This window comes from Kribbella sp. NPDC051718 (assembly GCF_040681515.1).
GTDB lineage: Bacteria > Actinomycetota > Actinomycetes > Propionibacteriales > Kribbellaceae > Kribbella.
The window spans coordinates 436723-456895 of record NZ_JBFAYZ010000006.1 but is presented as its reverse complement, the minus strand read 5'-3'; the positions used below and the strand labels follow the sequence as shown (position 1 = coordinate 456895).

Below are 20173 nucleotides of genomic sequence, written 5' to 3'. Positions count from 1 at the left end.
GGGAGTCTCTACCAATACAACGCTGCAAGCGCGGCCGATTCTCGGGGGCCGCCGGAAGAGCGGAGGGCACGGACATGCTCGCACCGACCCACGTGATCTACCTGACCGGACTGCTGGACGTCCGCTCGGTGGGCGACGTACGACAGCAACTCAACCACCTGATCGACAACTCCGAAGGCGACGTCATAGTCGACCTGGAGGCTCTGGACGCCCTGGATGCCACCGGCCTGGGCCTGCTGGTAGCCACCCACCGCCGCACCCAACTCCTGGGCCGGCAACTCGTACTACGCCACCCACTCCCCTCGGTGATCCGCATCCTCGCGGCCACCCGCCTCCACCGAATCCTCCACATAGAACGGACCCCGCTCCCGATCTCGGCCTAGCCGGCGGCAGAGAACAACGCGGCGTTGAGGAAATCGGCGCCGAACGTTTCGGCGGTGTCCACCCGGACCTCCCGCAGCTCGATGGCCTCCAGCGGCGAGAAGATCGCCCGGAGGTCGTCGAGCGTGAACGCCATGCCCCCGGCGGTGTCTCCCGTCAGGACGATCTGTTCGTCCGGTGGGGTCTCCATCCGCTCGGCGGCGAAGGCGACGATCCCGAATCGCCCTCCCGGGCGTACCGCAGGTAGGACGCGTTCGAGGTAGGTGAGCCGCCGGTGCGGAGCGATGTGGTGAAAACACCCCGAGTCGTACACGACGTCGAACTGTCCGGCGGGCAACGGCTCACGCAAGACGTCGAGCGCTGTGAGCGTCACCGACGCAGGCATCGTCGGCCGGAGCCTGTCCAGCAACGGCGCTGCCAGGTCGACGCCCTCCACCGTCGCGCCTTGGCCCGCGAACCAGTTGGTGTTGCGACCGCCGCCACACCCGATGTCCAGCACCCGAGCACCTGCCAGCTCCCCGAGCAGCCCACGCTGCTGCCAGTCGACGAGTGCCTCGTCCGGCAGTTGCGTCGCCAGCGGGTGCCCTGGCCTGGTCAGCATCTCGGTCCAGAACCCGGCGGCATCCTTCTGCGACCGATCTCCCCGGTCGCTGGCAGCCACCAGGTCGTCAAGCACCTCGAGCAGTTGATCGACGGTATGGATCCGGGTCCTGCTCTCGCCGTTCACCTCCTGATTTTACCGTCCGGCCCGGTTCAGGGGTGTGACCTAGTCCGCTTATGACACCAGTCACGAGGTGAGGACTCACAAGGGCACATAGTCCTACTCTCGGGTACATGACAGCCGAGAAGGATCGCCCGTGGGTGATGCGGACGTACGCCGGGCACTCGTCGGCGGCGGAGTCGAACGCGCTGTTCCGGCGCAACCTGGCCAAGGGGCAGACCGGGTTGTCGGTTGCCTTCGATCTGCCTACGCAGACGGGGTACGACGCCGATCATCCGTTGGCGAAGGGTGAGGTTGGCAAGGTCGGGGTGCCGGTGGCTCATCTGGGGGATGTGCGGGCGCTGTTCGATCAGATTCCGTTGGCGCAGATGAATACGTCGATGACGATCAATGCGACGGCGATGTGGTTGCTGGCGCTCTATCAGGTCGCGGCGCAGGAGCAGGGGGCGTTGCCGGACGAGCTGACCGGTACGACCCAGAACGACATCGTCAAGGAGTACCTGTCCCGCGGGACCTACGCCTTCCCGCCCGAGGCGTCGTTGCGGCTCAGTACTGATCTGATCGCCTACACGGTCTCCAACGTTCCGAAGTGGAATCCGATCAACATCTGCAGCTACCACCTGCAGGAGGCCGGCGCGACGCCCGTGCAGGAGTTGGCGTTCGCGTTGTCGACGGCGATCGCGGTGCTGGACCGGGTGCGCGACGGCGGTCAGGTACCGGCCGATCGGTTCGGGGATGTCGTCCAGCGGATCTCGTTCTTCGTCAACGCGGGTGTGCGGTTCATCGAGGAGACCTGCAAGATGCGCGCGTTCGTGCGTCTGTGGGACGACGTCTGCTTGAACCGGTACGGCGTCACCGACGCCAAGGCGCGGCGCCTCCGGTACGGCGTACAGGTGAACTCGCTCGGCCTGACCGAGGCCCAGCCGGAGAACAATGTGCAGCGGATCGTGCTCGAGATGCTCGGCGTGACGCTGTCCAAGAACGCGCGCGCCCGGGCCGTGCAGCTGCCCGCATGGAACGAGGCGCTCGGGTTGCCGCGGCCGTGGGATCAGCAGTGGTCGCTCCGGATGCAGCAGGTGCTGGCGTACGAGTCCGATCTGCTCGAGTACGAGGACATCTTCGACGGCTCGCACGTGATCGAGGCGAAGGTGGACGAGCTGGTCGCCGGGGCGCAGGAGGAGATCGACCGCGTTCAGGCGATGGGCGGCGCGGTCGTCGCGGTCGAGAGCGGGTACCTCAAGCAGGCGCTCGTGGCGTCGCATGCCGAGCGCCGCCAGCGGATCGAGTCGGGTGAGCAGGTCGTCGTCGGCGTCAACAAGTTCGAGAACACCGACCCGTCACCGCTCACCGCCGACCTCGACACCGCGATCCAGACGGCCGACCCGCAGGCCGAGGCGGCCGCGTTGAAGTCTTTGCAGCTCTGGCGCGAGCAGCGCGATGCCAAGGCGGTCGAGGACGCGCTCGCCCGGTTGCGCGAGGCCGCCAAGGGCACCGAGAACCTGATGCAAGCCACCCTCAGCTGCGTCCGCGCCGGCGCGACGACGGGGGAGTGGTCCGGCGTACTGCGCGAGATGTTCGGCGAGTACCGCGCCCCGACCGGCGTCTCCGGATCAGTCGGCGTGTCCGGCGGAGGCGAGGCGATCGCCGCCGTCCGTGCCAAGGTCAACCAGACCTCGGAGGAACTCGGCGGCCGCCTGCGCTTCCTGGTCGGCAAACCCGGCCTGGACGGCCACTCGAACGGCGCCGAGCAGGTCGCCGTACGCGCTCGGGATGTCGGCTTCGAGGTCATCTACCAGGGCATCCGCCTGACCCCCGAGCAGATCGTCGCCGCCGCCGTCGCCGAGGACGTGCACTGCGTCGGCCTCTCGATCCTCTCCGGCTCGCACATGGAACTCGTCCCCCAGGTAGTCGAAGGCCTCCGCGAAGCCGGCCTCGAGGACGTCCCCGTCGTAGTAGGCGGCATCGTCCCCGACGCCGACGCCCGAGCCCTCCAGTCCGCAGGTGTAGCCGCCGTCTACACCCCGAAGGACTACGACCTCACCGGGATGATGTCCAACGTGGTCGACGTCATCCGCCACGCCAACCACCTCTAACTTTGCTGCTTGGTCGCGATCAGGTCTTCGACGGCCTTGGGGATGGTGGTTTCGAAGTCGAGGAGTTTGGCCCAGGTCAGGGTGACGGTGATGACGACCATCTCGTCGTACAGGGCCTTCACGCCTTCGAGCCAGCCGTTGTACTGCTCCTCATCGGCCATCACCTTGCGGCCGGCGACCAGGTAGCCCTCGGGGATGCCCTGGATCAGCTCCACCTCGGCGGTGCCGCGGAGCAGCAGGACCTTCGGGGGGAAGGCGCCGGTGTCGATGGTCAGCGCGACCTTCGGGTTCTTGCGCAGTGCGGCGACCTTGGCCGCCTTCGGCACGGTGGCGATCTGGAGCTGGTCGCCCTCCATCCAGAAGCCGATCGGGACGACCCGCGGGTCGCCGTCGAGGCCGTCGTAGGCGAACCGGGCCGGCTCGGGGCCGTTCAGCAGAGCCTGGGAGTAGGGCTTGGCGAGGATTTCGGCGATCTCGGTCTTGTTCATGATGGTTTTCCTCTCGGGTGCTGGCTCTTACACCCCAGGGACGAAGCAGCGCCGGCGTTCTCTACATCGCTAGGTTGAAGAAATGCGAGAAACTTTTGCCTTCGGCAGCGGCCAGGTCGAGTTGACCCAGGACGGCGCGGTGGCGGCGGTGCTGCACCCGGTCCGCAAGCAGTCGATGCTGCTCGTCGACGGGCCCGTGCACGACCCGGCGCGTTACTGGGGCAAGGGCTTCGTGATCTCCAGCAGCGGCAGCCACCGGTTCGACGCGCCGGACTTCACCCGCTGGCGGCAGACGGGCATCGACCTCCTGTATCGCATGGGCAACCTCGAATTGCGGGTCGGCCGCCGGTTCGGCGAGCACTGGACCGAGACCTACGAAGTACGGAACATCGCCGACGAAGCCACCCAGATCGGGTCGCTCGGGATCAGTACTCCGTACCGCGACCTCTACACCTCATCCCGGGAGAGCCTCAACACCGCGGTCCACGCGCACATCTGGACGGGCGGCGCCGACTCCTGGGTCTGGGCGCAACCCATGGACGGCAGCGGCCCCGGCCTCGGGCTGCAACTCACCGAGGGCGAGCTCTGGGCGTACTCCGTCGAGTCCCGTGACGCCGACACCGGCAGCAACATCCGCGGCCATCTCTATCTCCACCCCACCGACCACGCCCGCGCGCCCCACGCGATGGGCGGCCAGCCCCAACTCGTCCTCCAACCCGGCGAATCCCATCGCTGGACCTGGCAACTCGCCTGGCACGAAACCCTCGAAGCCTTCCACGCCACCAGGCAGCCCCTCATCGACGCGCCAACCCTCGCTGCGGAGGTCGGCGAGTCGCTCACCATCCAGCTCGCCGATCGAGCAAAAGGCCCATCCACCATCACCTCAGAAACCCCCGGCACCCAGTACGTCGAAGCCACCGACGGCACGGTCACCTCCCGTATCAACGTGCTGTTCCACGACCCCCTCCGCACCATCGTCGAGCGCCGGGTCCGCTTCGTTCTCGACCACCAGCGCCCTGTCGAGCTGCCTGACAGCCGCCGCTTCTCCTTCGTCCCGTACGACACCGACACCGGCCTGCGCGTGCTCGCCGGCGCCTGGCGCGACTGGTCCGACGCTCGCGAACGCATCGGCACCGCTTTGTTGCTGCAGGCAACCAGAGGCAACGGCTGGGGCGATCGTGAAGAGCTCGACGAAGCCCTGGCCGGCTATCAGCAGTTCGTCTCGGAGTACCTGGTCTCCGAGGACGGCACCGTCGCCGACGACAGCCTCCACCCGAACGTCCGCCTCTACAACTTCCCCTGGTTCGCCCGCTTCTTCCTCAACCAGGGCGACTCCACGACAGCGATCCGCATCATCGACCGGTACTACGAACTAGGCGGAACCCACTTCCTGGCTTTCGACCTGGGCCCACTCCTGCGCGAACTCGCCAAGGTCGACCCCAGAATGCGCACCCACCTGGCCGAGCACGCACAGACCTTCCTCGACTACGGCGACGATCTCCCACCGCACGAGGTCAACTACGAGCAATCCATGGTCGCGCCGCTCCTCGAACTCCTGATAGCCGCCCACCAAGAGGCCCCCGACTCAATAGACCCCAACGAGCTCACCCGCCGCCTCCCGTGGCTGACAGCCTTCGCCGCCGACCAGCCCGACGTCCGCCTGCGCCACATCCCCATCCGTCACTGGGACGGCTACTGGTTCGGCCTGCTGCGTCAGTGGGGTGATGTCTACCCGCACTACTGGTCGATCCTCAGCGCCGCCGTCTACCTCACCTGGCCCCGCGACCTGGTCACCCAGGCCGAAGCCGACCAGCTCACGACAGCAGGCCGCGCGATCCTCCAGGCCAACCTCGTCAACTTCCACCAGGACGGCTCCGCCACCTGCGCCTTCGTCTATCCCAGCGCAGTCAACAACCGCCCGGCCCACCACGCGGACCCCTTGGCCAACGACCAGGACTGGGCTCTCGTCTACGCGCTCAGACTGGCCAACGCCGCCACAATGTAAGCAGTCTTTGGAAAGATCCTGACTGAAATCGATCTCCAATGGTAGTTTATTGGCCTCGGGGAACGCCGCCGCCGCGAGGCGGCCGACCGTGCTGGGGGAACGCCGTGGTTGCCAATGTGAGCTTGGGTCGCCGGCCAGAACTTTCCGAACACGAGAAACTCTTCCGCGAACTGCTGCCCGCACCGATCGCCGACGCCTACCTCGAACTGCTCGCCGCCGGGCAGCGGGCCTGGTCGGAGTGCGACGGGATCGGCCGGGAGCTGATCACCCGAAACCTCGCCTACTCGCATCGGTACCAGGGCACCGAGATCCTTCGCCCGGTCGATCCGTTGATCGCGACGACCGGCTTGCTCACGCAGGTCCAGCGTGAACTCGGCCGCCAGCAGGACCGGCTCGTCCAGGGGTACGTCGCCGCGGCCGAGCTGCACCACCAACGGCAGTTGCACGACAAGCAGGCGAGCGAGGTGCCGTCGCTGCTCGCGCAGCTGCTGACCGACCGCGACGAGATCGCCGAACGCTGGCTGACCTCGATCCACACGGTCCAATGCACGTACCGCTCGATCGCCGTCCACGATCCCGACCAGACCGCGCCGATCCTGCCGTCGCCGCTCGCTAGCCAGTGCGACTCGATGCACTTCCGCGAGCTCTGTACGCCGGAGTTCCTGGCCGACCCACGCGGAGCCGAAGCCGTCCGCGCGGCGACCGAAGCGGGGATCGAGGTCCGTACCGTCCACAGCCTGCCGGTCCGGATGCTGATCGTCGACGACCACTTCGCCCTCGTCGGGCTGGTCCCGACAGGCACGACCGGCGCCCTGCTGGTCCGCTCAGCCGTCCTCATCGCCGCCCTCACCCAGTACTACGACCAGCTCTGGTCAGCCGCGACGCCGGTCGTACTGCCAGGTGCCACAAACTCCGGCCCGGCCTCCAACCAACTGGGCGCGACCGAGCGAGGCGTCCTGTCCCTGTTGGCGCCGGTCTGTCGATGGCGCGGAAGTCCTTCTGGGCCAAGTACAAGCGCCTGCCGCTCAAGGTCGGCCGCTGGGGCGCACAGGGCTGTGCGTTCGGCATCGTCAAGACCTACGTCTGGACGAAGATCAAGAAGTGGATCACCCCGACCGGTCCAGGACCGATCGGGCCGTCGAGCCGCGGCTGGCACTAGGCCGTGAGCTCATCCAGCTGAACCGTTGATCCGCCCGGGCGGCCCTGCACAGGGCCGCCCGGGTTTCTTGCCTTGAAAGGTGATCCGCATGTCCCCTGATTCCAGAGCGCGCTGGATCGGCGCAGTCCTCGGCCTGGCGCTGGTTGCGGGCCCGCTGCACGAACCGGCCGTCGCCCGACCCGTCGATCAACCCGCAGCTTCGCCGGACCGTTCCGGCGAAGCTGCAGCCCTCGCGACGGCGCGGAGTACCGGCAAGCCCGTGCTGATCACGAGCAAGACCACCGACACCACGGAGTACCGCGCGCTGCCGTCGGGTCAGCTCGAGGCGACGATCGCCGGTGGCCCGGTCCGGATGCGCGACGCGCACGGCGAATGGATCCCCGTCGACGTGTCGCTGGTCCGGCAGGCCGACGGTTCGGTCGCCGCCAAGGCCCACCCGTACGGGTTGAGGCTGTCCGGGCCGGCCGGGCCGGGTGATCACGAGCTGGTCGCAATAGGGGCCTCAGGCAACCGTTCGGCTCTTGGCTGGTCCGGTCCGCTGCCGGCGCCGGAGCTGGCGGGGGCCACGGCCACCTATCGGGAGGTGAAGCCGGGGGTCGATCTGGTCGTCGAGGCGACCAGGACCGGCTATCAGCAGTACCTGCTGGTGAAGAGCCGGCAGGCCGCAGTACAGGTTGGTCAGCTCAGGATGCCCTGGAAGGCGGGCGGCCGGGTCACGCCGGACGCAGTGATGTGGGACTCGACCGTCGATCGGGCGTCCGGTGAACACCTCAGGCGGGCACCGGTGCGGCTCGGTATCGGCAAGGACGCGTTGCTGCTGACTCCGGACGCGTCGTTCCTGACCGACCCGAAGACGGTCTATCCGGTCACCATCGACCCGTCGCAGAGCGCGGGCGCGAACTTCGACGCGTTCGTCCAGTCCAGCTACACCACCGACCAGTCGGCCGCGACCGAGTTGAAGATCGGCACGTACGACAGTGGCGCCAACAAGGCGAAGTCGTACTTGCGGTTCGACAACCAGGAATGGCTGTGGGACAAGCAGATCCAGGCCGCGACGCTGAGCCTGTGGGAACACCACTCGTACTCCTGCACGGCCAAGGGGTGGGTGGCCTACCGGGTGGCCGATGTGACGAACACGGCCCGCTGGACGAACCGGCCGGCGCAGTACGAGCAGGTCGGCACCTCGACGCAGACCAAGGGGTGGGGGAGCGGCTGTGCGGCCGGTTGGGTGACGATCCCGGTGACGGCTGCCTTCCAGTACACGGCGGCACATCAGCTGACCAAGACCAATATCGGCATCAGTGCGGCGAGCGAGACCGACAACTACGGCTGGAAACGGTTCGGCTCCCGGGAGGCCGCCAACCCGCCGTCGGTGACGATCACCTATCAGACCAGGATCGCAGTGGACGCTCTGGCGACCGCACCGGAGACCAACTGCGCCACCGGCGCGGACCGGCCGATCATGTCCAGCCTGACGCCCCAGTTGCGGGCGCAGATCAGCGACAACCTGGGTGGGCAGGTGTACGGCACCTTCGAATGGAAGGTGGTCGGCAGCAGCGTCAGCACCACCGTCACCGAAGGCCCCGGCGCCTCCGGCTCCTGGATGGGGACCACCATCCCCGACGAGGCGTTCACCGAAGGCAGCAGCTATGCCTGGCGAGTCCGAGGAACCGACGGAACGACACCGGGCGAGTGGTCCAACTGGTGCGAGTTCACCGTCACCACCTGGTAAGAACAAGAACAAGAGCAAGAACAAGAAAAACGAAGAAGATAAAGACAGGGAATAGAATTCTTCCTCAAGTTGGCAGGCAGCCTCAGGCGGGCGTGCGGTGAGTGCGCTACGCGGTCGCGGGTCCTGGGGGAGCCAAGGATGTTCTAGGACTGCCTGCGAGGCGAGGTGTCAGAGGAACAGATGTATGTACCTGTTCCTGGGTCATGCTGTTTGTAGACGTCATCGGCGACGAGCACGGTGACTCCCCACTGCGCAAGGTTGGTCATCGCGGTCTGCGCTGCGGGGGAGCTGATCTGTGCTCTGTTTGAGAACGGCATTGCTACTACGGCTGCTTCTATCGTGTTGGCTGGCGGCAGAGTGTCGGGAGCATCCGGCTCCTTGTGCGAGTTGCGCACTACGTGGCCTGTCTTGGCGGCCAGAGTGTCGCAATCGGTGAACCGCCGACCGCCGGGTGAGGTGATCACGCACACTCCCACCCATCGGCCTGGGCAAGACCAACCAGCTTGTCGATATCCCGGGCTGCTGGCGATCCCGTCACCAGGGTGTAGAGGACTGGTTGGCGGGTTGCGGTCATGAGCTCCGTACTCTCTCCCGAAACGAGTGAGAGAACTGGCAATGCCGGTCCCGTGACACGACCTCCTTGACTTGTATTTCCTCTTTCCCTTCTTTTCTCTGTTTGGGGTGGTTAGGGCAGCTTGGCGTAGGCGCGGACGGGGAAGGTGGCGAGGCCCTCGATCCGTGGTGGGGTGGCGGTGAACAGGGCGCCGGTGGGTGGGAGGTGTGCCAGGCTGGTCAGATGCTCGACGATCGGGAGGCCTGCGCCGAGCAGGAGGGTGTGGGCGGGGCGGGTACCGTCGGTCATGTCGTCGATGTTGGCGGCGTCGATGCCGACGAGTGCGGCGCCGTTGTCGATCAGCCACTGGGCGCCGTCGCGGGTGAGGAAGTGGGCGTTCTCGACGTACTGCGGAGTGCCGAACCGCGCGTCGTCGCCGGTCTGCAGCAGCACCGCCCTGCCTTGTACGTCGTACGTCGCCAGCGCCGCCGCGTCGATCCCGAGGCGGCCGCTGTCCTCGACCCGCACGGCAACCGCGGGCAGGTCGACCAGTTGCTCGAGGGCGTATCCGGTCAGATCGTGCCCGTCGGGATAACGGTGGTTCGGGCTGTCGAGATAGGTGCCGGTGTTCGCCACCATCGAGATCCGGCCGATCTCGAACTCCGTGCCCGGCGAGTAGATCTCCCGCGATGCCTCCCGCGTCAACTGCTTGGACAGCACCGGCCCAGGCAGGTTGGGCAACGTCACCATCCCGTCGTGGATGACATGACTGAGTTCCACGTACATCGGCCGATCGCCGCTCCGCCGACTGTCGGCGGACGGTCCGCCCCGGGTGCCCTTGTGAGCCGCCTCGACGATCTCCAGGTTGCTGAGCTCGACATCACCGGCCATCAGCAGCCCGAGCGAGTCGAGGAAGAGTTCGCCGACCTGCGCCGACGTCACCTCCGCGGACGGTACGTCGACGAGGAACCCCTGGACCTGCAGCCCGCCGCCGTTGGTGAAAGAGACGGTGGCGTCGAAGCGCGCGCGATAGCTAACCATGCCGGTCATCATCACCCATCCGTACGCCCCACGGCCCCGAATTTCGTCCCGTGATCACTCGTCGCAACCTCCTGCTCGCGGGCACTGCCGGTGTCGCCGGTGTTGCCGCGACCGTCGCCGCGGCCGGCCTTGCCCGTCGCGGCTCGGACAGGCCTCCCAAGCAACCCGCCGCCCAGTCGACGAAGGAACCGATGACGATCTCGTACGGCGATGACGAGTCCCAGGTCGCGGACCTCTACCTCCCCGAAGGCGATGGCAAGGTTCCGGTGGCGGTCGTGATCCACGGCGGCTTCTGGATGAGCAGCTACGGCCGCGAACTCTCCACCCCGCTGGCCGAGGACCTCGCCAAGCAAGGCATCGCCGGGTACGCGATCGAGTATCGCCGAGTCGGCAACGGCGGCGGCTGGCCCGCGACCTTCGAAGACGTCGCGGCCGCGATCGACAAGCTGGCCGACCAGCCGCGACTGGACCTCGGCAAGGTGGTCGCGGTCGGCCATTCAGCAGGTGGGCAGTTGGCGGTCTGGGCCGCGGGCCGGCCGGGTCTCCCGCAAGGCGCGCCGGGTGCGACGCCACGTGTGGTACTGGCTGGGGCTGTGTCGCAGGCCGGAGTACTGGACCTGGTGAACGCCTACGACGAGCAGTTGGGTGGCGATGCGGTGTCGGCCTTCCTCGGTACGACGCCTGCCAAGGATCGCAAGCGGTACCAGCTGGCGTCGCCGTACGAGCGGCTGCCGCTGAAGGTGCCGGTCGCGCTCGTGCACGGCACCCGAGACGGCCAGGTACCGATCGAGCAGAGCCGCCGCTACCGCGATGCCGCCCTGGCCAAAGGCGATCAGGTGAAGCTGACGGAACTCGAACACGTCGGTCACTTTGAGCTGATCGACCCGGACGACAAGGCCTGGCAGACCTGCCGGGCAGAGACCAAGCGCCTCCTCGAGACCTGATCAAAGCCCCGCTCGGCATCTAACATCGAGTATGGAGTGGCTGCTGATCGTCCTCGGCGGCGGTGGGGTCGCCGCGGCGGGCCGGTATGCCTGGGCGAAGCGAGCAGCACGCCGGCAGGCGGCCGCGGAGCTCGAGGGGATTCGCAGGAACGCCGATGAGGACGTCACCTACTTCGGTGAGCAGCTGAGTCGCCTCGGCGAGAGCCTGGCCGGCCGGGAACTGGATGCCGACACCCGGTACGACTACCAGGCGGCGCTGGATGCGTATGAGCAGGCGAAGCGGGCAGCACCTCGCCTGCATACCCGGGAGTCGATCAGTGCTGTCGTCGACCTGCTGACCGAGGGCCGCTACGCACTAGCTTGCGTCCAGGCCCGCGCTGCCGGCCGGCCTGTCCCGGAGCGGCGGGTGCCGTGCTACTTCAGTCCGCAGCACGGCCCGTCGTCGATGGAGGTCCTCTGGACGCCGTCGGCAGGTGGCACCAGGCGAGTGCCTGTCTGTGCGCAGGACGCGGCACGCATAGCGGCCGGTACGGAGCCAGAGGTGCACTACATCCGGTATGGCGAGTTGAACGTCCCGTATTGGGAGGTCGGCGATCCCAACGAGCCGTACCGTGGCCTGTTCTACAGCGGCGGTGCTCGCGCCGTCGCCATGCACCTGCGGTTGAAGCACCTCGGGCTCGACGTAGGCCGGGGTCGCAGAGACCCCGGCATGCTGCGCCGCAAGCGCCGCCCTTGATCAGAGCTCCGGCAGCAGCTCGCGCAGTACGTCGGTAGTGAAGTTGTGCAGGCTGGTGCCGTAGGAGATGCGAGTAGCGCCTAGGGCGATCAGGTCTGCCGCGGACGGGCCCTTCGGTGACGCGTGGGCGTTGAGCGGGCCGCCGATGTCAGTGGCGAGCTTCTGTAGTACGTCGAGCGGTGCTGCGATCGGGTAGATGCAGTCGGCCCCGGCGCGACGGTAGGCGCGGCCGCGGGCGATGGCTTCATCAACGCTCCCATGGCTGATGAAGATGTCGACCCTGGCGTTGATGACCAGGTCTGCGCCGGCAGCAGCCCGTACTGCGCTCAGGTAGTCGGCCTGCTGCTCTACATCGACCAGCTGGTCGTCCAGCGAGTCCTCCAAGTTGCACCCGACCGCACCTGTCTCCAGCAGCCGCTCGGCGAACTCCTTGGCGCCCAGCCCGTACCCGGCCTCCATGTCGGCCGTCACCGGTACGTCGACCGCCCGGGCGATCCGTGCGACCGCCTCGAACATCTCGGCGACAGGGGTGAGCTGGCCGTCGTCGTACCCGAGCACCCGGGCGACCGCACCACTGCTGGTGGCGATCGCCGGGTACCCGGCCTCTGCGATGGCCCTGGCGCTGACCGGATCCCAGGCGTTCGGCAGTACCAGGGGAGTGGACCCGTGATGCAACGCCCGGAAGGACTCGGCTGTGCTTGGGGTGGTCATCGGGTCAGCTCGGGTCGTAGTGGCCGGGCTCGATGCGGCAGGTGACGCCGACCCGGTTCCAGGCGTTGATCATGATGATCAGGCTGATCAGCTGGGCGAGCTCCTTCTCGTCGAAGGCGTTCGCGGCGATCTCGTAGACGTCGTCCGGCACGTGGTCGATGCTGATCAACGTGATCGCCTCGGTCAGCTCCAGCGCCGCCAGCTCCTGCTCGGTGTAGAACTTCCGCGCCTCCCGCCAGGTCGCCACCACGTTCACCCGCTGCGCGGTATCACCCTCGTGCAACGCATCCAGCGTGTGCATGTCGAGGCAGTAGGCGCACCCGTTCAACTGCGAAGCCCGGATCCGGACCAGATGCGCCAGCTTGGTGTCCAGCCCCAAAGCCGATACCTCGTCCAGCGCGATCAACGCCTGGTAGAACTCCGGCGCGTGGCTGGCCAACTTGACTCGACGACGTGTGTTTGTGCTCATGACGACAACGCTATGCCCCGATCGGCCCAGGTGTATGGTCCACTTCTATGGAGGATTCGAGGGCCAATTCCACCGCGGAGCCGAGCGGCGCCGACCTGCACCTAGACCTGGCCAACCGCCGCGGCCGCGCCGACCTGGTCAACGCCCTCCACGAATCAATCCGCACCGGCCGCCTAACCCCCGGCACCCGCCTCCCTTCCTCCCGCCAACTCGCCAAAGACCTAGGCATAGCCCGCAACACCGTCGCCGACGCCTTCGGCCAACTAGTAGCCGAAGGCTGGCTAACCGCCCGCCAAGGCTCAGGCACCGTAGTCGCAGACCGAGTCCTCCCAACCTCCACCACCGCCCCCGCTCACCCCACCTCCGTCCACTCCGGAATTTCCTTGCCGGAGGCAAGGAAATTCCGGTATGACCTGACCCCGGGATCGCCGGACGTGTCGACCTTCCCGCGGAGCGAGTGGCTGGCTGCCGCCCGAAAAGCTTTGCCGGCTGCGCCGAATGAGGCGTTCGGGTATGGGGATCCACGGGGGAGAGTCGAGCTGCGGAAGAACCTGGCCGACTACCTCGCGCGGGCGCGCGGCGTACGGGCTGATCCCGACCGCATCCTCATCTGCTCCGGCTATGTCCAAGCGCTCAACCTGCTGACCGACGTGCTGCGGCTGCAAGGCGCCCAGACCATGTCCGTCGAGGAGTTCGGCTACGACCTGCACTGGGACGTGATCCGCTCCAGAGGCGTCCAGCCCAAGCCCGTCCCGGTCGACGAGTACGGCGTCCGCGCAGACTTGCTCGAAGGCCGAGCCGCCCTCCTCACCCCGGCCCACCAGATGCCCACCGGCGTCCCGCTCGCGCCGGATCGGCGTACCAAAGCAGTGGAATGGGCCCGCGAGACCAACGCCATCCTGATCGAGGACGACTACGACGGCGAGTTCCGCTACGACCGCCAGCCAGTAGGCGCCCTGCAAGCCCTGGACCCCGAGCGAGTCGTCTACACCGGTACTGCGAGCAAGAGCCTCGCCCCAGCCCTCCGACTCGCCTGGATGGTCCTCCCCGAACACCTGATGGACCCAGTCCTAGAGGTGAAGCGCACCACCGACCTACTGACCGCCACCCTCGACCAGCTCGTACTAGCCGAGTTCATCGCCTCCGGCCACTACGACCGCCACGTACGCCGTACCCGTCAGCACTACCGCCGTAGACGCGACCACCTGGTCGAGCTGCTCGCCGTCCGGGCCCCAGGCGTCACGGTGGCCGGCATCTCGGCCGGCCTGCACGTCCTGCTCGACGTACCGGGCGAAGCGGCGGACATGGTCGCCCGAGCCAACCGCCAAGGCCTGCTGATCGCCTCCCTGGACCGGTACCGCTTCCCCCCGGACCCAGCTACCCGCCAAGCGCTCATCGTCGGCTACGGCACCCCACCCGACCACTCCTACAACGGCGCCCTGGACCTCCTTTGCCAGGTGCTAGCCGTCTAGCGTCGGAGCTTGCGAAGAATGCCGGCCAGCTCGCCCCGCTCCTCCTCGCTGAGGATGTTGAAGTAGGCCTCGGCCTCGGCGTCACGGGAGGCCCGGATCGCGTCCCCGACCCGCGTCCCCTCACCGGTAGGCGCTACTAGCGTCGCCCGCCGGTCGGCAGGGTCGGGACGCCGCTCCACCAGCCCACGATCCTGCAGTGCGTCGACCACCTCGGTTGTCGACCGCGCCGCGATCCGCAGCTGATCGGAGAGCTCATTGAGCCGCAGCGGCCCCTGCCGCAGCAGCACTCCGAGCGCCCGCGCCTGGGACGGCGCGATGTCCCAGGGAGCCAGCGTCTCCTTGCGCAGATGCCGCAGCTGATGAGCGACCGCCCAGAACGTCTCGGGCAGCGTCTCCTCGTCGTCATCGGCCATGGGAATACCGTACCAACCAATCCTGTTGTACCCTCATAGTGAGGTAACCTCAGTATATTCTTCCGACAGAACGGTGCCTGCCTTGGATTACCAGAACCAGAAACGTGGCCGCCCCGAAGGCGGCCGGAAGTCGGCCACAGCCGCCGAGAAAGCCCAGGCCCGCGAGGTATCGCTGGCCCGGATCGGCCGGCTCTTCAGCACCCACAAACTCTCCCTCGCCGTCGTCACGGCGATCATCGTCGCAGCGTCCGTGGTGGCGATGGCGTCACCCTTCCTGCTGCGCGCCGTGATCGACCAGGCGCTGCCCCAGCAGAACCTCGAACTCCTGATCTGGCTGGTGATCGGCATGGTCGCCGTCGCCGCCGTCACCTCGATCCTCGGCGTCATCCAGACCTGGATCAGCACCCGGGTCGGCCAGCAGATCATGCACCGGCTGCGGACCGACGTGTTCGCCCACCTGCAGCGCCAGTCGATCGCCTTCTTCACCCGGACCCGCACCGGCGAGGTGCAGTCCCGGATCACCAACGACATCGGCGGGATGGAGCCGGTCGTCACCTCGACGGCCACCTCGATCGCCGCCAACCTGACTACCGCGATCGCCACCGCCGTCGCCATGCTCGCGTTGTCGTGGCAGCTCTCGCTGATCTCGCTCGTCGTGATGCCGCCGGCCATCTACTTGACCCGCAAGGTCGCCCGAATGCGCCGGGAGATCACTGCGCAGCGTCAGCGCGAACTGGCCGATCTCAACGTCACGGTCGAGGAAGGCCTGTCGATCAGCGGGATCCAGCTCAGCAAGACGATGGGCACCGCCGCGACTCTGGTCCAGCGCTTCACCGAGTCGTCGACCCGGTTGATCGATCTGGAGCTCCGCTCGGAGCTGGCCGGCCGCTGGCGGATGGCCTCGATGAGCGTCATCTTCGCCGCCATCCCGGCGATCATCTACCTGAGCGCCGGCCTGCCGATGACCGCCGGAACGCTGTCCATCGGCACCCTGATCGCCTTCACCACCCTGCAGGCCGGCCTGTTCCGGCCGCTGATGGGGCTGCTCAACGTCGGCGTCGCACTGACCAGTTCGCTGGCCCTGTTCGCGCGGATCTTCGAGTACCTCGACCTGCCGATCGACGTGGACGACCCGGCCGACCCGGTCGCGATCGACCCGTCCCGGATCGAAGGCCATGTCCGCTTCGAGGACGTCACTTTCGTCTACCCAGGCAGCGAAACGGCCGCCGTGGCCGGCATCAGCCTGGACGTGCCGGCCGGTACGACGCTGGCGCTCGTCGGTGAGACCGGCTCGGGTAAGAGCACCCTCGCCTCGCTGGTCGCGCGACTCTACGACCCGACCAGCGGACGCGTCACCATCGACGGCATCGATCTGCGCGACCTCCGCCTGGCGGATCTCAGCGCAGTGGTCGGCGTCGTCAGCCAGGAGACCTACCTGCTGCACACGACTGTCCGTGAGAACCTCCGCTACGCCAAGCCCGAGGCCACCGACGAGGAGATCGAGGAGGCAGCCCGGGCCGCCCAGGTGCACGAGCTGATCGCCGGACTCCCGGACGGCTACGACACCATGGTCGGATCTCGCGGCCACCGCTTCTCCGGCGGCGAGAAGCAGCGGATCGCCATCGCCCGTACGCTCCTGCGCAACCCCCGCGTCCTCGTCCTGGACGAGGCCACCAGCGCACTCGATACCGAGACCGAGCGGGCAGTCCAGCAGGCCTTCGACCGGCTGGCCGAGGGACGTACCACTATCACCATCGCCCACCGCCTCTCGACCGTCCGCGACGCAGACCAGCTCGCCGTGGTCGACCACGGACGGGTGATCGAGTCCGGAACCCACACCAGCCTGGTCGAAAGCAACGGCCGCTACGCCCAGCTCGCGACCTAAGCCTGGATCAGCGAGAGCACCTCGTCGGCACAACCCCACGACAGCGTCATACCGGACCCGCCATGGCCGTAGCAGTGAATCACCTGGCGGTCGTCGGTACGGACGCTCTCGCACCGAACCGACGGGCGGGCGGGCCGCAACCCGACCCGGTGCTTGATGACTTTCGCCTTGCGCAGTTGAGGAACCAGCGCGGCCGCCCGTTCGAGAATCGACCCGGCGGTCTTGTCGTCGGGCGCGAGGTGCCAGTCGCCGGGTTGCGAGGTGCCGCCCACCACGACGTCGTTCGAGCGCGGCACGAGGTAGCAAAGCTCTTCCGGCCCGTTGTCGGCCATCAGCCACTCGGTCAGGCCGAACTGCTCGACGGTGAACACCTGCCCGCGTACCGGCGTGACGGTCGGGTCCTGCGCGGTCAGCCGCGCACCGAGACCCGTGCAGTTCACCACGATCGGCGCCGTGTTCGGCAAGGCCGAGAACGCGGCCCGGTTGAGCGTCCCGCCGGCGGCCTCGAGCCGTTTCACCAAGTACCGCAGGTAAAGCGGCATCTCCACGACCGGCGTCGTGAACGACCACCCGTCGCGGAACCCAGGCGGCGGCGACCCGACCCGCTCCAGATCGGTCAGCACGTCCGCCCACACCGGATCCGGCGTCGGCTCGAGCAGATACTCCTTGCCGTGCCGCAACCGCACCGACGGCTCGCTCTCCGCAAGCTCGACGAACTCCCGGTACGTCGTCCGCGCCCAGCCCGCGACCCGATCACCCGCCGACTGGAACGGATACCAGATCGCGGCGGAGACGGCCGACGTCGTCTCCAACGGCAGATCGCGAGCGAACACCGCCACGTCGTACCCGGACTCCGCCAGCCGAACAGCACAACTGAGCCCGATCACACCGGCTCCGACCACGATGACGCGCATTGACGCATTGTGTCGCCCTCCGGCCACTACCGCCACCTGTCCCGGGAGTGCCGATGCACAGGGCAACGAATTGCGGCTCCTCGCTGGCCATCCGCCGGACTCAGGTCGGGTCGCCGAAGAGGTTGTGGATTGCAACAAGCTGCAGAAACCGGAGATTTCGTTGACCAGTAAAAGGCCTGCTTGATTCACTCGCTGGCGGTCGGGCAGCGAGCGAAGGAGTGCCTCAGTTGGTCAGGGAGCCATTGTCATCCCGAGCAGGGGCGCCGGCGATCGATGGCCGGGTCGGACGGGCCGTCCTGGTCGAGAACACCGCGGAGCAGTTCACGCGATTCGCGAAGGAACGGGTGCAGCAGGTATCGCCGACCTACGCGGTCGTCGCTCAGCACGTCGCGGAGACGCCCTGGCTGCTCGAACTGGCTGCGGTACGACGGCTTTCGCGACTGCCGGAGCTGTTCCTGGCGTCCGTGCAGTTCCTCGCCCGACAGACCGACGACGCTCTGCGGCCCTTGTTCGAGAAGGGGATCACCGCCTATCGGTCGCCCGGCGCGGTCACCGCCGAGTTCGACCGATTCTGCCGGGGACGTGGACCGGAGATCGGTCGGCTGGTGGCGGAACGTGCTGTACAGACGAACGAACCCGCGCGATCGATCGGAGTCCTTCGCGGCCTGAACCGGGCGGCCCGGAAGTTGCCGGGCCGGCGGGTTCACTTGGTCGAGCTCGGCGCCAGCGCCGGTCTGCAGTTGCTTCCCGACTACTACTCATTCGAGTTGCGCCGCCCTGGCGGCCACCAGGTGGTGCCTCCGCAGCGCTTCCTGTCCGGTCTCTCCGCGCCGGTCTTCACAGCCGAGGTGATCGGTCCGGACGCCGGCAGCTGGATGCCTGGTCCGGTCCGGATCGCGTCTCGCCGGGGGATCGACCTCGATCCCCTCAACTGCAGGCTCGCCGCCGACCGGCTGTGGGTCGAGTCGTTCGTCTGGCCGGAACAGCTGCATCGGCGGACCATGCTCCGAAGGGCGATGGACCTTGCGGCAGAGCTACCCGTTGGCCTCCGGCGACTGGACGCGGTGGCCGCCCTCGAGCAGATCGCGCGGCAGGCCGACGACGTCCTGGTCGTCCTGCATTCCCACATGATCAAGCAATTGCCGCCCGGGTCTCGTGCGGAGCTGGAGGAGTTGTTCGGCCGGCTGGTCGCTGCGGGCAAGGTGATCCGGGTCGCGGTGGAGGCTTCCGCCGAGGGGAAGGAGCAGCCGGCCGTTGGATTGCGGTCCCGGTCTGCCGAGGTCAGCGTATGGACCACCGACGGAGTCGAGCGCGTCGCCCAGCTCGACTCGCATGGCACCTGGATCCGGCCGGTACTGTCCGAGGACGAGAAGCAGTGAGCCGCGGGCTGGGTGTGATCGTTCTCGCCGCCGGACATGGTCGCCGGCTGGGCAACCGGTGGCCAGGGTTGCCCAAACCGATGTTGCCGGTAGGCGGTGTTCCCATCGTGGCCCGTGTTCTCGCCCGGGTTCAGGAGCTCGGCGTCGAGCAGGTCACAGTGATCTGGGGGCCACCGGCCCAGGAGCCCGGGGTGAGCCGGGACGGTCAGCTTCTCGAGGAGTACCTACGCACCACCTTCGGGTCGAGCCTCGTTCTCGTACCTGGCGCTGGTACAGGTTCGGCCGACGACGGGTACCGCGGATTCGCGGCGACCGGCACCGACGACTGCCTGATCCTGCCGAGCGACCTGGCTTTCGATCTGGACCTGACTGCCTTGGTCGAGCGGCACCGCTCGGGTGAGTCGGGCGCCACGGTGGTGGTGACGACAAGCCCCCTGTGCCGTACCAGCGTCGGCTACGGCCTGGATGCCACCGGGGGAGTCGTCGCTCGCCGCAATGGCGACCAGGTCGCCTGGGGAGATCCCGGGCTCGCTCAGGAGTGGGCCACACCGACCGGCATCGGGATCGTCAGACGTGAAGAGATTCCGGTGGCGCCGCCGACCGCTGGAATCGGCTTGGGCGAACACCTGTACGACCGGATCGGAGCTCGCGGTGCGTTGACCGCACTGCACAACGGTTCCCGGCCGATGGTGGACATCGGCTCACGGACCTTCCTGGCCGGCCTCGAGCCGGGCACCGTCGCCGACATCGGTCCGCGGCTGGCCCAGCTTCTCGTACCCGAGATCTGGTGGGGGAAGCCTCGGCGAACTCACCGTGCGCAACATCAGCAAAAAGGAGAAGCGATGAGCACGATCATCAGAGACACCGTGGCTCGCGAATGGTGCCTGCTACTCGAGGTCGACGAGGTCCGCGACGGTGACAACTTCTTCGAGGCAGGCGGTGACTCCCTGACCGCGGTGGAGCTGGTCGAACGCCTGGAAACCGTGCTGCAGCGGAAGATCCCGGTCGACGCGCTCTTCATCGAGGGCACCTTCGGTGCGGTCCTGGCGAGCTGCGAGGGCGTCAGGTGAGCGGCCT

General features: G+C 67.5%; 18 protein-coding genes. 11 read left to right on the top strand and 7 right to left on the bottom strand.

The features are described from left to right. Window positions 1–74: 74 nt before the first annotated feature. Window positions 75–383 carry an STAS domain-containing protein gene (locus tag AB0M15_RS24755; RefSeq protein ID WP_363823541.1) on the top strand — a complete coding sequence of 103 codons (309 nt, stop codon included), beginning with the start codon at window positions 75–77 and terminating at the stop codon, window positions 381–383. On the opposite strand, the gene AB0M15_RS24750 is transcribed toward AB0M15_RS24755, so the two are convergent. Next, window positions 380–1108, bottom strand: coding sequence for a class I SAM-dependent methyltransferase (locus tag AB0M15_RS24750; protein WP_363823538.1), 729 nt, complete (start codon window positions 1106–1108; stop codon window positions 380–382). The two genes, AB0M15_RS24755 and AB0M15_RS24750, sit on opposite strands and share 4 nt — an antisense overlap. A gap of 107 nt (window positions 1109–1215) precedes the next feature. On the opposite strand from AB0M15_RS24750, the gene AB0M15_RS24745 reads away from it, so the two are divergent. After that, window positions 1216–3195, top strand: coding sequence for a protein meaA (locus AB0M15_RS24745; RefSeq protein ID WP_363823535.1), 1980 nt, complete (start codon window positions 1216–1218; stop codon window positions 3193–3195). Here the strand turns inward: AB0M15_RS24745 and AB0M15_RS24740 are convergent. Beyond that, a complete protein-coding gene (locus AB0M15_RS24740) occupies window positions 3192–3683 on the bottom strand; it encodes a pyridoxamine 5'-phosphate oxidase family protein (RefSeq protein WP_363823532.1) in 492 nt (163 codons plus the stop codon). The genes AB0M15_RS24745 and AB0M15_RS24740 overlap by 4 nt on opposite strands. Before the next feature lie 82 nt (window positions 3684–3765). On the opposite strand from AB0M15_RS24740, the gene AB0M15_RS24735 reads away from it, so the two are divergent. The 3 genes from AB0M15_RS24735 (at window position 3766) to AB0M15_RS24725 (ending at window position 8579) form a co-directional block, all read left to right on the top strand. Beyond that, window positions 3766–5688 carry a hypothetical protein gene (locus AB0M15_RS24735; RefSeq protein ID WP_363823530.1) on the top strand — a complete coding sequence of 641 codons (1923 nt, stop codon included), beginning with the start codon at window positions 3766–3768 and terminating at the stop codon, window positions 5686–5688. A 116-nt stretch (window positions 5689–5804) separates the two neighbouring features. Beyond that, window positions 5805–6854: a hypothetical protein gene (locus tag AB0M15_RS24730; RefSeq protein WP_363823527.1), complete on the top strand. Its 1050-nt coding sequence runs from the start codon at window positions 5805–5807 to the stop codon at window positions 6852–6854. 81 nt (window positions 6855–6935) lie between these two features. After that, on the top strand, window positions 6936–8579 hold the full coding sequence (locus AB0M15_RS24725) for a DNRLRE domain-containing protein (protein WP_363823525.1): 1644 nt from the start codon (window positions 6936–6938) through the stop codon (window positions 8577–8579). A gap of 685 nt (window positions 8580–9264) precedes the next feature. Here the strand turns inward: AB0M15_RS24725 and AB0M15_RS24720 are convergent. Beyond that, window positions 9265–10173 carry a cyclase family protein gene (locus tag AB0M15_RS24720; RefSeq protein WP_363823523.1) on the bottom strand — a complete coding sequence of 303 codons (909 nt, stop codon included), beginning with the start codon at window positions 10171–10173 and terminating at the stop codon, window positions 9265–9267. Window positions 10174–10223: 50 nt separating this feature from the next. Between AB0M15_RS24720 and AB0M15_RS24715 the strand changes: the two genes are divergently transcribed. Next, window positions 10224–11117: an alpha/beta fold hydrolase gene (locus AB0M15_RS24715; RefSeq protein ID WP_363823520.1), complete on the top strand. Its 894-nt coding sequence runs from the start codon at window positions 10224–10226 to the stop codon at window positions 11115–11117. A 31-nt stretch (window positions 11118–11148) separates the two neighbouring features. Further along, window positions 11149–11853 (top strand): hypothetical protein, encoded by a 705-nt coding sequence (locus tag AB0M15_RS24710; RefSeq protein ID WP_363823517.1) that lies wholly within the window; start codon window positions 11149–11151, stop codon window positions 11851–11853. Here the strand turns inward: AB0M15_RS24710 and AB0M15_RS24705 are convergent, their stop codons facing one another. Further along, entirely contained in the window at window positions 11854–12564 is a 711-nt protein-coding gene (locus AB0M15_RS24705) for an isocitrate lyase/phosphoenolpyruvate mutase family protein (RefSeq protein ID WP_363823514.1), read from the bottom strand. Between the two features lie 4 nt (window positions 12565–12568). Then, the gene (locus AB0M15_RS24700) at window positions 12569–13033 is read right to left on the bottom strand and encodes a carboxymuconolactone decarboxylase family protein (protein ID WP_363823511.1); all 465 of its coding nucleotides are present in this window, start codon (window positions 13031–13033) and stop codon (window positions 12569–12571) included. A gap of 47 nt (window positions 13034–13080) precedes the next feature. Between AB0M15_RS24700 and AB0M15_RS24695 the strand changes: the two genes are divergently transcribed. Continuing rightward, window positions 13081–14505 (top strand): PLP-dependent aminotransferase family protein, encoded by a 1425-nt coding sequence (locus AB0M15_RS24695; protein ID WP_363823509.1) that lies wholly within the window; start codon window positions 13081–13083, stop codon window positions 14503–14505. Here AB0M15_RS24695 and AB0M15_RS24690 read toward each other — a convergent pair. Then, window positions 14502–14918, bottom strand: coding sequence for a MarR family transcriptional regulator (locus AB0M15_RS24690; RefSeq protein ID WP_363823506.1), 417 nt, complete (start codon window positions 14916–14918; stop codon window positions 14502–14504). The genes AB0M15_RS24695 and AB0M15_RS24690 overlap by 4 nt on opposite strands. 73 nt (window positions 14919–14991) lie before the next feature. On the opposite strand from AB0M15_RS24690, the gene AB0M15_RS24685 reads away from it, so the two are divergent. Further along, entirely contained in the window at window positions 14992–16803 is a 1812-nt protein-coding gene (locus tag AB0M15_RS24685) for an ABC transporter ATP-binding protein (protein WP_363823503.1), read from the top strand. Here the strand turns inward: AB0M15_RS24685 and AB0M15_RS24680 are convergent. Continuing rightward, on the bottom strand, window positions 16800–17717 hold the full coding sequence (locus tag AB0M15_RS24680; protein ID WP_363823500.1) for an FAD-dependent oxidoreductase: 918 nt from the start codon (window positions 17715–17717) through the stop codon (window positions 16800–16802). The genes AB0M15_RS24685 and AB0M15_RS24680 overlap by 4 nt on opposite strands. Window positions 17718–17944: 227 nt before the next feature. Here AB0M15_RS24680 and AB0M15_RS24675 point away from each other — a divergent pair, with 227 nt between their 5' ends. After that, window positions 17945–19096 (top strand): DUF2332 domain-containing protein, encoded by a 1152-nt coding sequence (locus AB0M15_RS24675; RefSeq protein WP_363823497.1) that lies wholly within the window; start codon window positions 17945–17947, stop codon window positions 19094–19096. Beyond that, window positions 19006–20166 (top strand): NTP transferase domain-containing protein, encoded by a 1161-nt coding sequence (locus tag AB0M15_RS24670; RefSeq protein WP_363823493.1) that lies wholly within the window; start codon window positions 19006–19008, stop codon window positions 20164–20166. Before AB0M15_RS24675 ends, AB0M15_RS24670 begins: the two co-directional genes overlap by 91 nt. Window positions 20167–20173: the final 7 nt, after the last annotated feature.